9 protein-coding genes are annotated in these 12,703 nt (G+C 43.3%); 2 read left to right on the top strand and 7 right to left on the bottom strand.

Going from position 1 to position 12,703, the window contains the following annotated elements; translation table 11 throughout:
* Positions 1 to 137: 137 nt before the first annotated feature.
* The 3 genes from JMX50_RS10515 to JMX50_RS10525 all read right to left on the bottom strand — a co-directional run bounded on the left by JMX50_RS10515 (position 138) and on the right by JMX50_RS10525 (position 2,749).
* On the bottom strand, positions 138 to 662 hold the full coding sequence (locus JMX50_RS10515; RefSeq protein ID WP_201562721.1) for a TPM domain-containing protein: 525 nt from the start codon (positions 660 to 662) through the stop codon (positions 138 to 140).
* Between the two features lie 77 nt (positions 663 to 739).
* On the bottom strand, positions 740 to 1,978 hold the full coding sequence (locus tag JMX50_RS10520) for a TPM domain-containing protein (protein WP_201629473.1): 1,239 nt from the start codon (positions 1,976 to 1,978) through the stop codon (positions 740 to 742).
* A gap of 138 nt (positions 1,979 to 2,116) precedes the next feature.
* Positions 2,117 to 2,749, bottom strand: a complete 633-nt coding sequence (locus JMX50_RS10525) for a LemA family protein (RefSeq protein ID WP_201562725.1) — start codon at positions 2,747 to 2,749, stop codon at positions 2,117 to 2,119.
* A 1,004-nt stretch (positions 2,750 to 3,753) separates the two neighbouring features.
* Here JMX50_RS10525 and JMX50_RS10530 point away from each other — a divergent pair.
* On the top strand, positions 3,754 to 5,304 hold the full coding sequence (locus JMX50_RS10530; RefSeq protein ID WP_201620377.1) for an alanine/glycine:cation symporter family protein: 1,551 nt from the start codon (positions 3,754 to 3,756) through the stop codon (positions 5,302 to 5,304).
* 292 nt (positions 5,305 to 5,596) lie between these two features.
* Here JMX50_RS10530 and JMX50_RS10535 read toward each other — a convergent pair whose 3' ends face one another.
* Both JMX50_RS10535 and JMX50_RS10540 read right to left on the bottom strand, forming a co-directional pair.
* Positions 5,597 to 6,205: a fasciclin domain-containing protein gene (locus tag JMX50_RS10535; RefSeq protein ID WP_201629474.1), complete on the bottom strand. Its 609-nt coding sequence runs from the start codon at positions 6,203 to 6,205 to the stop codon at positions 5,597 to 5,599.
* A 556-nt stretch (positions 6,206 to 6,761) separates the two neighbouring features.
* Positions 6,762 to 7,316 (bottom strand): fasciclin domain-containing protein, encoded by a 555-nt coding sequence (locus JMX50_RS10540; protein ID WP_201562730.1) that lies wholly within the window; start codon positions 7,314 to 7,316, stop codon positions 6,762 to 6,764.
* Between the two features lie 740 nt (positions 7,317 to 8,056).
* On the opposite strand from JMX50_RS10540, the gene metH reads away from it, so the two are divergent.
* Positions 8,057 to 11,875 carry a methionine synthase gene (gene metH / locus JMX50_RS10545; RefSeq protein ID WP_201629475.1) on the top strand — a complete coding sequence of 1,273 codons (3,819 nt, stop codon included), beginning with the start codon at positions 8,057 to 8,059 and terminating at the stop codon, positions 11,873 to 11,875.
* Between the two features lie 60 nt (positions 11,876 to 11,935).
* Here the strand turns inward: metH and JMX50_RS10550 are convergent, their stop codons facing one another.
* Together JMX50_RS10550 and JMX50_RS10555 are read right to left on the bottom strand one after the other, a co-directional pair.
* Positions 11,936 to 12,283, bottom strand: coding sequence for a hypothetical protein (locus JMX50_RS10550; RefSeq protein WP_201629476.1), 348 nt, complete (start codon positions 12,281 to 12,283; stop codon positions 11,936 to 11,938).
* Between the two features lie 2 nt (positions 12,284 to 12,285).
* Positions 12,286 to 12,690, bottom strand: coding sequence for a hypothetical protein (locus JMX50_RS10555; protein WP_201629477.1), 405 nt, complete (start codon positions 12,688 to 12,690; stop codon positions 12,286 to 12,288).
* Positions 12,691 to 12,703: the final 13 nt, after the last annotated feature.

A 12,703-nucleotide genomic window follows, 5' to 3' on the forward strand; every position in this document is an offset into this window, starting at 1 on the left:
TATATTTCAATTGGCCATAAAACCCCATAGACAAACAGCAAACCCTTGCATTCAGCTATAAACACGACTTTATAAGGGTGACTTTATAATAAGGGTTACTGCATAAAGGCCATTTCATAGATACAGTATTAAAAACACTATTTTAAAAATACCACGGTATCAGATAACTCATTACCGGCGGGATCATCGCCTAGATGATAATACTGACGCAATAACTGACCTACCTCATCTAGTAGCTCCGCTAAGCTTTCTTCAGTTTTTTGATTGGCAATACCTGAAACTGCTTTTTCACACATGGCGCGCCACACGGTCGGGCTTACATGCGTGCTAATACCGCGATCCGCGACGATTTCAAGCTTATGCTCGCAGATATTGACGTAGATTAAAACACCTGTATTTTCTTCCGTATCCCAAACGCGATATTCACTAAACAAATCAATCGCCCGGTCACGACAGTCAAGACGATAGGCATCTTGGACAGGTAAGTGATTTTCTATAATTAAAAACACCTCACCGCGATGCCCACGCTCAGCCAACGTCACCTGCTCTGTCAGCCGCGCTTTAGCCGCTGGCGTTAGCCATTTGCTATGCAGCATAGGGACAAACAGTACTTGACGCCACCAACGAGCAAAACTTGCCTGCGACGAATTGCTTTTTACCATTATATTATTTCCTCAAGTACGCCATTGCTGGCAATCATCTAATGTCTGAACCTAACATGCCTTTATCAAAACCGCCTTTACCAAGAGCCGCCTGCCCCGCCGCCGCCAAAGCCGCCGCCACCTCCTCCGAAGCCACCTCCTCCGAAGCCACCTCCTCCGAAGCCGCCACCGCCGAAGCCGCCACCACTACTGCCGCCCATACCCGGTAAGAACACCATGCCACCGCCGCCGCGTCCTCCACGACCACCGCGCCCGCCACCTGAGCCGCGCGAAATTAAAAACAGCCATAAAAATATCGCCATAATTAAGGTCATAAAGAAACCGCCGCCCAAGGCAAGCGAGCCTGCAAAGAAACCGCCCGCAGTCAGGATAGAACCAAAGATGCGCCCAAAGATACTGGTAATAAAGCTACCAAATATCATCGCCATCACGAATAAAAACACCGGTGATGGATTTTCACCAATATCACTTTGGCTTTGACTGCGTTCAGCCGCTTGCGCATCGGCACGCGCCAACACTTCAGGATCAGCGGTCAGACGATTTTGCAGGGCATCAACGCCGGCCAATATCCCAGCGCCATAGTTATTTTGCTTAAATAGCGGCGTAATATCTTCACGAATAATACGGTTGACCGCAGAATCGGGCAACACACCCTCTAACCCATAACCGGTCAAAATGTACATATCACGGTCATTGACGGCAACGACCATCAGTAAGCCATCATCAATGTCTTTATTACCAAGCTGCCATTTTTCGGCAACCTGTAACGCATAGTCAAAGATTGGCATACCATTGGTCGTCGGTACAATGACAACCGCAGCTTGCGCCAAACCTTGCTGATAGATACCTCTTAGCTGCGCCTCTAAGCGTTGTTTTTCTTGCGGGTTTAAGATATTGGCTTGATCAATAACGGGTGAATTCAGGATGAGCTTATCAGCATCAACACTTTCGGCACTCGACTGCACAGCTGGTTTAGTGGCTGTCGACGCGCCTGTCCCTTTTTCGCCACTACCATTATTAGCGTTTGCCGCATTGGGATTAATAGCATCATTGCCAATGATGGCCTCATTAATCGCTTCGTTACCTAAGACGGCATCGTTAAGGGCTTCATTAGATTCTGCGGCTTTTGCAATCGCTACCAAATCCTCGACACTACGATTTTGCATATCTGAGGCGCTATCGCTAGCGACAGCAATATTATCATTAACACTGCCGTTGGTATTAGCATCGGTATTGGGCGCAGCATGCAGCACCGAGCCACTAGCGATGCTTAGGGTGAATAATAATGCGGATAAAAGTGCTTTTGAATTATTCATCTAATCTATACCACCTCAAATAACATCTGGACTAAATTAATGGCTGCAAAACCAAGCTAACGGCAAGGCGACGGATATAAAAGCGCTCAATAGAAAAACTCACTATAAACGCTCATCTTCATCCGCCACGATTTTACTTTACTGAGCGGTCTTCGTATCGTCATCACCAAAGTCTACACTGGGTGCAGTCGATATCTCTTTTTCATTGGCGACGCTAAAGTTTGGCTTTGGATCCATACCAAATACTTTGGCAGTAATATTGGTTGGGAACTGGCGCACTGTAGTGTTATAGCCTTGAACTTCTTGGATATAACGATTACGCGCCACAGCGATACGATTTTCCGTACCTTCAAGCTGAGCTTGCAAGTCTTGGAACAGCGCATCTGACTTTAGATCAGGATAACGCTCAGAAACCGCCATTAGACGTGATAGTGCCCCAGTCATCTGGTCTTGGGCAGCGGCATAACGCTCCATCGCTTCAGGGTCATTGAGCAGCTCTGGAGTGATGGTGATACCGCCAGCTTGTGAGCGCGCCGCAGCAACTTGGGTAAATACCTCTTGTTCTTGCTCAGCATATTGCTGCACAACTTTAACTAAGTTTGGCACCAAATCCGAGCGGCGCTGGTATTGGTTGACCACCTCCGACCACGACGCCGTGACTTGCTCATCTTGCGCTTGCAGATTGTTATAACCACAACCTGTTAAACCAACGGTAGATGTGGCCAATACGGCTGCTAGCAACATAGGTTTTACAATAGATTTACGCGTCATTTTTGACTCTCCTAAAAATGGTAAATAACAAACAAGACGTTTTTTTAAGCACTTTTTAATCATACACATTTATATAGGCGTATATCTCCTCCTCTACAAATGTGTCGCCTGCGATACATTGTGCTAATAATGGCGCTATCAGGTTACTTTTACAATTCATCGTTACCAAAACACAACCGCAAAGGCACGGCTCCTAGCAAGAGTTTGAGCGCTTTTTTCGACCTCTCTTAACTCATAAATCCTGACTATATTTTGAGCAACATTGAAGAAGTGGTGACAAAAGCGTGATAAATAAAGGATTTTATCACTCTATGGCATAAATTCAGTGTTAATAAACACTAATATATAAACGCCTTTATAAAGAAAATTCTAGTAATTGGCTAAAAAATATGGCAAATTGCAGTTACGTAGCCGTACGGTTTGAATACATTTGGTAGTGGACTTGTTACATTTTTGGTATTAGAGAATTGATAACAGCCCCTTAAAAAAGGATTGATAAGCAAACAGATGCTTGCTTATCAAGCTTAGCATAGAGATGTAAGCGACCGATATGACTCATAGAAAGTGGATTGCCATCACCTTGAGGATGGAGATTTAATATTATAACCGCCTGCTTTGTCCGCTGATCTATTGATAACTGCTTAAGCATTTATAATGTGATAACAAAACATCGTCGTTATCAAACCGCAAAAAGATAGATAAGAATAGCAACCGTCGCTCATTTATTGCCATTTATAAATAAGCAGTTAATAAGGGGTGAGTTTGATTACTAGCTAGCGCCAATAAGCGCTTGCCTGCGATCAATATTGCTAATAGACCCCGCGGATAAAGACAGAAAACTACAGTCCATTCTTGGTGGCTAAGCGCGTATGAAACTTAATCGATAGGCTTAAGTAGATGCCGATTATTTGAGAAGTTGGTTTTAATAAGGAAATTAAATAGCAAACTTACTCTAAGCATCATCATATATAGCCACTTTGAGACAGTACTAGGAATATATACATATGGAAAGTTTAGTTAATGTAGTAAACGGAATTATCTGGAGCCCGGCATTAATTTATTTATGCTTGGGCGCAGGTTTATTTTATTCCATCATGACGCGCTTCGTACAAGTACGTTTATTCAGTGAAATGATCAGCTTACTATTTAAAGGTAAGTCGAGTGCACAGGGTATTTCATCATTTCAGGCACTTGCCGTATCCTTAGCAGGTCGTGTGGGTATGGGTAACATCGCAGGGGTAGCAGCAGCTATCGGCTTCGGTGGTCCTGGTGCGGTATTTTGGATGTGGGTTGTGGCGTTCTTAGGCGCATCTACCGCTTATGTCGAATCAACCCTCGCACAGATTTATAAAGAAAAAGACGTCGTCACTGGCGAGTATCGTGGTGGTCCCGCTTATTACTTTGAGCGCGCGCTTGGTCAACGCTGGTACGGCATTATTTTTGCCATCGCGTCTATCTTAGCTTGTGGTATGTTCTTACCTGGTGTGCAAGCAAACGGCGTTATCAATGCCTTTGCACAGGTGATGGGTGAAGGCACCGTGATGAATATCGGTAGCTTAGAAGTGGGCTCTATGCGTCTTGTCGCATTGGGTATCATTCTAGTGGTGCTAGCGATTATTATCTTTGGTGGTATTAAACGTATCGCAACCTTTACTGAGTACGCGGTTCCTTTTATGGCACTGGGTTATATTGGCCTAGCGCTAGTCATCATGTTTACAAACTACCAGATGATTCCAGAAGTATTTGGCTTAATCATTGGTGATGCCTTTACCGCTCAAGCCGGTTTTGGTGCGGCCATCGGTTGGGGTGTAAAACGTGGTATTTACTCTAACGAAGCCGGTCAAGGTACAGGTCCTCATGCTGCTGGTGCGGCTGAAGTTGAGCATCCATCACAGCAAGGTTTGGTACAGGCATTTTCAGTCTATGTTGATACCTTATTGGTTTGTTCGGCGACTGCCTTTATGATTTTGACCATGGGTACTTATAACATCCAAGGTACGCTACCTGACGGTCAATACATCGTACAAAACGTTGCAGCGGGCGTTGAGATTAACTCACCTGCCTTTACCCAAATGGCAATGGAATCAGTATACGGTCAATTTGGTAACACCTTTATCGCAATCGCCGTATTCTTCTTTGCCTTTACCACCATTTTGGCTTACTACTATATCGCTGAAGTAAACGTTGCGTACTTAACGCGCTTTATCAGCCGCGGTGCCAATAAAACCGGTCTATTCTTAGTTAAAGTACTAATTATGGTGATGGTTGCCTACGGTGGTCTTAACTCAGCCGGTTATATCTGGGCGATTGGTGATATTGGTGTTGGTCTCATGGCTTGGCTTAATATCGTTGGTATTTTGGTCATCTTCTTTGTCGCGCGTCCAACGCTTACCATGCTGAAAGACTATGAAGCACAGCGTAAAGCTGGCGTGAAGCACTATACGTTTGATCCAGCAAAATTCGGTATCAAAAACGCGCCTTATTGGGAAGAGCGTCATCTTAAGCAACAACAAAGAATGGCAGCCCAAGATCCACTACATAAAGAGCGTCTATAATTCACTCTAGTGTAGTGCTGTCTAAGTCGTATTAATAGTATCGATGACATTGATAGTATTGCATTAATAGCATCGACAGTATTGACAGCATCGATAAAAAAACAAAAGCCCGAGGCCATTGTCTCGGGCTTTTTTATGCGCGTAATATTGTTATAAAGACTGTGATATATTTTGCGATGAGTCATGAAATAAGTCATGAAATAAGTCATGAAACATAAAAAAGCCCAGCTCGGTGGCTGGGCTTCTTAAACACTTAGATACTTTTATTGTTGTTTATAGCGATAAAATCAGCTTATTTAGGTAGCAGTACATTATCAATCACATGGACTACACCATTGGTCGCCATCATATCTGTGCCAACGATATTAGCCGAATTGCCGCTCGCATCAGTAATGACGTTGGCATCGCTGATAGAGAACGTTTGACCGTTTGCGGTTTCAATAGCATTGCCATAAGGGATATCAGCGGCTTTTACTACCATCGGTACGACATGATAAGTCAGGACGCTAGTGAGCATCTCTTTATCTGCCAATAACTGTTCTTTGGTGATGTTAAGCTTGGTTAATAAAGCAGCAAAGGCATCATCGGTTGGGGCAAATACGGTGTACTGACCTTCTGCCATCATCATGTCATCAAGGTCGGCGGCTTGTAGTGCTGCCGTTAAAATGGTTAGATTTTCATTACCGGCCGCCATCTCGCCAATGCTTTGGGTAGCCATATCTGCTGGCATGGCAGTCGCGTCTGCTTCAGCCATTGCTTCAGGGGCAACTTCTGGCTCAACGACGACGTCAGTAGTCGCTTCTGGCTCAACTGGCTCGGTAACAGCTTCTTTATCGTCACAAGCAGCTAGTGACAATGCAGCGGTAACGACAGCGATAGATAATAGGTTCTTCTTTAACATAGGGTATTCCTTTGGGGTAAATGGTTGGTGATTGGATTGTTTATAAATGGATAAGGATTTGAGTGAATGGCTTATAAATAAGTAATTTAGTGAATATGTAATACCGATAACTTTTAATAACTAACATGCTAAGTTAATAAAGAAAGCTTAGAAATAAACCAACGATTTCAATGACTACCATATTAGCTGATTATTTTTTAATTGGTGCTTACTTAGGTAGCGACACTGTATCGATCACGTGTATAAAGCCCTTGTTAGGTTAATAACCCTTTTTAGCTTAAAAACCAATATTGGCTTATAGGCTATCAATATAGTCAGTTCAAAATAAAAGCGATACGTTATAGCTATTTGCGACTGGTATAAATTTTCCTTGCTTGCTGTTATCACAGAGGCTACGAAAAATTCATCCCAGTCGCACTGTATCGATTTTAAAGTAATTCTACTATAGCATTTGTAGTATATGAGCTTGTGTACTACCTAAATAAGCAGCTTATTAAATACTTGTTTGAATTTATACAGCTTATATAAGAGCTTATTTAAGAAATTAATTAATCACTTATTTAGGCATCAGTACTCTATCAATCACATGCACCACCCCATTACTCGCAGCGATATCAGTTTTTAGAATCTTGGTTATGCGACCACTTTCATCCATGAGTCTGCCTTGTGGTGTAATGACCAATGTATCCGTACTTAGCATGGTGTAATTACCGGGTCTGACGTGTTTTTGATAAACGGGCGTGTTACCTTTTAGCACATGGTAAGTCAAAATTTTAGTGAGCAATGGTTTGTTGGCAAACAGCTCAGCTTTGGTCATGCCCGTTTCTTGTAATGCTTGAACAAAGGCGGCATTGGTCGGTGCCAATACCGTATAGCTTGCACTGGTATCAGATAATGCGCCTGCTAAATCAGCAGCGACCACCGCTTCTACCAATAGCGAAAAATCTGGATTGCTTTGAGCGATTTGTACCACGTTCATACTGGTGGTAGCTTGGCTATGCATCGGTGCTTTCATAGTTGGGCTTTTGGTTGGCATCATATTATTACAAGCGCTAAGACCTGCGATAGAGAGTGCCAGGGTGCCAAGGGTGGCGATTTTAACTAGTTTCATAACATTGTCCTTAATGATTGAATAACTATAATTTATTTAGTTTTTATGCCCGTCTTACAGTCAGATTGTCTTTCCTTAGAACTACTGCTTATATCAGAAGCACTGCTTACATCGCTGGTTGATTCCCAATTGTTAATCACTCACAAATAAAAACCATTAACAGTTACTAATAAGCATTGCTTATGAAACGCCAATCCTTCTGAACTTAAATTAACATATAGCTGGTCGTTATAAATTTACGTTTACGCTATTTTTTGTGCTATCGATGTAAGTTTTGTCAGTGTTTTAGGTGAATAATTAGCGTTTCACGCTTGAAAGCAAAGCTTTATGTAATCATTGCTTGAAAGGATATTCATTTGTACCAAATGGCATTATCCAATAGAATCAATAAAAGAGAATCAATACAAGAGAATCAATACAAGAGAATCTAAAGCTATCATGCATGCATCATGGTAGGTTTAATCATAAAGCCATTTGTAAAACGCCAAATATCAAATATGTCTAAATGCGATGGCTGCAATGGTTTTGCCAAAGCGGAATAAGCACAATCCCGTGATTCATAGGCATTTCATGCTAGAATAATCCAGATTTTCTTATCGGTTTTAAGCCGCTATTTTATGAAGTATATTATTTAAACGCCCTATTTTCTTACTCAGCTAACTTAGTAAGCTAACCCTAAAAAATATTGAACGACGTTACCTCCTTCCCTTTATTATCTTGACTCTATAAGCAGCGCTCCTATGACTCAAAACACCACCACATCACCGACCTCTTCTCCCGCTGATAGCTATACAGATGTAGCTAATGCATCAAACACGGCTAATGACTTTATTCTCACGCCGCCGGCTGTGTTTCCTTATAAGGCGCAGCAACAGAACGCGCGCGCTCGTATCACCGAGCAGATGGCGTCGCGGATTTTGATGTTAGATGGGGCGATGGGCACGCATATTCAGAACTATAAGCTCGAGGAAGCAGATTATCGTGGTGAGCGTTTTGCCGATATTGAGCAAGATGTACGCGGTAATAATGATTTGCTGGTACTCACGCAGCCGCAGATGATTAAAGAGATTCATATTGCCCATCTGGAAGCTGGTGCGGATATTATTGAGACCAATAGCTTTAATGGTACGCGCCTATCGATGGCCGACTATAATATGCAACATCTGGTGCCAGAACTGAATAAAACTGCTGCCAAAATTGCACGCGAAGCTGCTGATGAATTTACCGCTAAGACCCCAGAAAAGCTACGCTTTGTCGCTGGGGTTATCGGTCCAACGTCGCGTACCTGTTCATTATCTCCCGATGTTAATGACCCCGCCTTTCGTAATATTACCTTTGATGAATTAGTACTGAACTATCGCGAGGCGACGCTAGCATTGATAGAAGGCGGCGTCGATATCCTGTTAATCGAGACCATTTTTGATACGCTAAATGCCAAGGCAGCCATCTTTGCGGTAACCGGCGTCTTCGATGATATTGGTTTTGAGTTACCGATTATGATTTCGGGCACGATTACCGATGCTTCGGGTCGTACCTTATCAGGTCAAACGGCTGAGGCATTTTATAACTCGATTCGCCATGCTAAACCATTATCAGTTGGCTTCAACTGTGCTTTGGGCGCTGATGCGCTACGTCCACATATCCAAACACTATCAAATATTGCCAATACTTATGTATCTGCGCATCCGAACGCTGGTCTGCCCAATGAGTTTGGTGAGTATGATGAAAGCGCTAGAGAAACCGCGGCACTGCTTGAAGGCTTTGCCAAAGCCGGTATCTTAAATATCGTCGGCGGCTGCTGTGGTACGACGCCTGAGCACATTCGCCAAATCGCTAATATGGTGGCCAATTATCCACCGCGCGTCATTCCTGAAATCGCCCCTGCCTGCCGCTTATCGGGACTTGAACCTTTTACCATTACGCCTGAGAGCTTGTTCGTCAACGTCGGTGAGCGTACCAACGTTACTGGCTCAAAGAAATTCTTACGCTTGATTAAGACCGAAGCTTATACCGAAGCGCTCGATGTCGCCCGTGACCAAGTTGAAGGTGGCGCGCAAATCGTCGATATCAATATGGATGAGGGCATGCTTGACTCCAAGCAAGCGATGATTCACTTCGTTAATTTGGTGTCTGGCGAGCCAGATATCAGCCGTGTGCCATTGATGCTCGACTCGTCAAAATGGGACATTATCGAAGAAGGGCTTAAACGTACCCAAGGTAAATGTGTCGTTAACTCAATCTCATTAAAAGAAGGTCATGCCGAGTTCGTTGAGCGCGCCAAGCTTTGTATGCGCTATGGTGCCGCTGTTATTGTCATGGCATTTGATGAAGACGGTCAGGCCGATACTTACGAGCGTAAAATTCAGATTTGTCAGCGTAGCTACGATGTCTTGGTTAATGAGGTCGGCTTCCCATCGGAAGACATCATCTTTGATCCAAACATCTTTGCGGTTGCGACCGGTATCACTGAGCATAATAACTATGGCGCTGACTTTATTAATGCGACCAAATGGATTACGGAAAACTTACCAAATGCGATGGTATCGGGCGGCGTCTCTAACGTCTCGTTTAGTTTCCGTGGTAATCCGATTCGTGAGGCTATTAACTCGGTATTCCTTTATCATGCGATTCAAAACGGCTTGACCATGGGTATCGTCAATCCAGCGATGCTTGAGCTCTATGATGATATTCCAAAGGAAGCCCGCGACGCCATCGAAGATGTCATGCTCAATCGCAACCAAGGCGAGAGCGGTCAAGATGCTACCGAACGTCTGATGACCATCGCTGAAAGCTATCAAGATGGCGGTAAGAAAAAGGACAGCACCGTCGATATGTCATGGCGCGAAGGCACGGTCGAAGAGCGTATTGCTCATGCGTTAGTAAAAGGTATCACGACCTTTATCGATGCCGATACCAAAGAGGCGTGGGAGAAGTATCCCAAGCCATTAGAAGTTATCGAAGGGCCATTAATGGACGGTATGAATATCGTCGGCGACTTATTTGGCGCTGGTAAAATGTTCTTACCGCAAGTGGTGAAATCTGCCCGCGTCATGAAGCAATCGGTCGCTTGGCTGAACCCATACATCGAAGCCGAAAAAGTCGAGGGCGAAAAGAAAGGTAAAATCCTCATGGCGACGGTCAAAGGTGACGTTCATGATATCGGCAAAAACATCGTCGGCGTGGTACTTGGCTGTAATGGCTACGATATCGTCGATTTGGGCGTGATGGTACCTTGTGAGAAAATCCTTGATACGGCAATCGCAGAGGAAGTCGATATCATCGGGCTATCAGGTCTTATTACCCCAAGCCTCGATGAGATGGTCTATGTCGCTAAGCAAATGCAAGAGCGCGGCATGACCCTACCCTTAATGATTGGCGGGGCAACGACTTCTAAAGCGCATACGGCGGTTAAAGTCGAACCACAATACCAAAACGATGCCGTCATTTATGTATCGGACGCTTCACGCTCAGTTGGCGTAGTGACTAAGCTGCTATCCAAAGAGCACCGTCAAGGCTTAATCGATGAGACGCGCGAAGAGTACATCAAAGTACGTGAGCGCCTTGCTAAGCGTCAGCCGAAAGCAGCAAAAATATCTTATGCTGAGTCGATAGAGCTTGGTTTTAAAGATGATTGGGACAATTACATACCGCCAGTGCCTAATAAGCTCGGACAAGTGATATTTGATGATTACCCCATCACTAACCTACTGCCTTATATCGACTGGACGCCATTCTTTATCTCTTGGGGACTTGCTGGTAAATATCCAAAAATCTTGCAAGATGAGGTGGTTGGTGAAGCGGCGCGTGATTTGTTTGATAATGCCAATGACTTGATGCAAAAAATGATTGATGAGAAGTTAATCGTTGCCAAAGGCGTCTTTAAGCTCATGCCAGCCCGTCGTACCGGTGCCGATACCGTCACCGTCTATGACAAAGCACCGACTGAGGGCGGCACAGCAGAATATCAATTTGAGCATTTGCGTCAGCAGAGTGACAAGGCTAGCGGCAAGCCAAACTTTAGCTTGGCAGACTTTATCTCGCCATCGGAAGCTCATACCGATTATCTTGGCGGCTTTACGGTTTCAATAGTCGGGACAGAAGCATTGGCGGAAAAGTATAAAGCCGCTGGCGATGACTATAATGCCATCATGGTGCAGGCATTATCTGACCGCTTAGCTGAAGCCTTTGCTGAGCATCTACATGAGCTGATTCGTAAAGAGTATTGGGGCTATCAGCCGACTGAGTCGCTCAGCAATGATGAGATGATTAAAGAAAAATACGTCGGTATCCGCCCTGCACCTGGCTACCCTGCCTGTCCTGAACATACCGAAAAAGGTAAACTTTTTGACTGGCTAGGCACCGTTGATGCTATCGGTACGAGACTCACTGAAAGCTATGCGATGTGGCCTGCTTCATCGGTCAGCGGCTTCTACTACTCGCATCCTGAGAGTGAATACTTTAATGTCGGTAAAATCAGCAGCGATCAGTTAGAGAGCTATGCTGAGCGTAAAGGTTGGGATATGAAGACTGCTGAGAAGTGGTTAAATCCGAATTTGTAGTGGATTTTCAAACACTAAGTAAAGTAGATGGTTTCTAAGCAAATCATCTACCTCTATAAATTATTTTACATACCAAGTTCTCTTTGAACCATCCCAACCAAAGTATTTAATATGAAAAGCTTCCATTGAAGCTACATACTGAGAAAGTATTAATGTTACATCACTTGCTTGGGGTATATCATCTTCATCAAGAAGATCCAAAAATTCAATAGTATCTTCATCAGCAAGCACTATACGTACTCTCTCTAGTAAACGATTAGCTATCTTAATTTTGTTTTTACTAACGGCTGATTCTGGTTTCTTCTTTGATATTTCTTTAAATTCTGAGTACATTGACTTTATTAAAGGCGTCATAGCATCATGTATCTGAGCTTTAGACTGAGTTGTATAATATTTAATGTCTTCCATAGCTATTCCTTAAGCTTTTTAGGCTTAGTAGTACGTATTTTTACTTTACCTCTTTCATCTCCTTTCTGGCCTTCATTAGCTTTCACATACCAATACCATTGACCCAAATTCATTACGACATTATCTGCTCTCTGCTTTTCAAAGCATTGAAGATATTGAGATAGTATGAAAACGATATCACTATTTTGTGGCATATCTTCTTCTTCAAATAACTCAAAATCGTCAAAAGGCTTATACTTATCAGTTAAGAAACTATTACTTTGATTTAGCAATTTATTTATGAATTTCAATTTAAATTTGTTTAATGCGTCATTTGGACTTTTCTTTGACAAAAGCGATATTTCTTCGTAAACACCTAATAACTGTACTGAAAGCTTTTCAAATGTATCAACGTCGTTTCTATTCATAATATATCTCCTT

The organism is Psychrobacter maritimus (assembly GCF_904846345.1).
Classification (GTDB): Bacteria; Pseudomonadota; Gammaproteobacteria; order Pseudomonadales; family Moraxellaceae; genus Psychrobacter; species Psychrobacter maritimus.

What these genes read in the sequence shown, in the direction of transcription:
- JMX50_RS10535 (WP_201629474.1), bottom strand. Translation starts at nt 6,205, where the DNA reads ATGTTAAAGAAGAACCTATTATCTATCGCTGTCGTTACCGCTGCATTG.
- JMX50_RS10530 (WP_201620377.1), top strand. Translation starts at nt 3,754, where the DNA reads ATGGAAAGTTTAGTTAATGTAGTAAACGGAATTATCTGGAGCCCGGCA.
- JMX50_RS10540 (WP_201562730.1), bottom strand. Translation starts at nt 7,316, where the DNA reads ATGAAACTAGTTAAAATCGCCACCCTTGGCACCCTGGCACTCTCTATC.
- metH (WP_201629475.1), top strand. Translation starts at nt 8,057, where the DNA reads ATGACTCAAAACACCACCACATCACCGACCTCTTCTCCCGCTGATAGC.
- JMX50_RS10515 (WP_201562721.1), bottom strand. Translation starts at nt 662, where the DNA reads ATGGTAAAAAGCAATTCGTCGCAGGCAAGTTTTGCTCGTTGGTGGCGT.
- JMX50_RS10555 (WP_201629477.1), bottom strand. Translation starts at nt 12,690, where the DNA reads ATGAATAGAAACGACGTTGATACATTTGAAAAGCTTTCAGTACAGTTA.
- JMX50_RS10520 (WP_201629473.1), bottom strand. Translation starts at nt 1,978, where the DNA reads ATGAATAATTCAAAAGCACTTTTATCCGCATTATTATTCACCCTAAGC.
- JMX50_RS10550 (WP_201629476.1), bottom strand. Translation starts at nt 12,283, where the DNA reads ATGGAAGACATTAAATATTATACAACTCAGTCTAAAGCTCAGATACAT.
- JMX50_RS10525 (WP_201562725.1), bottom strand. Translation starts at nt 2,749, where the DNA reads ATGACGCGTAAATCTATTGTAAAACCTATGTTGCTAGCAGCCGTATTG.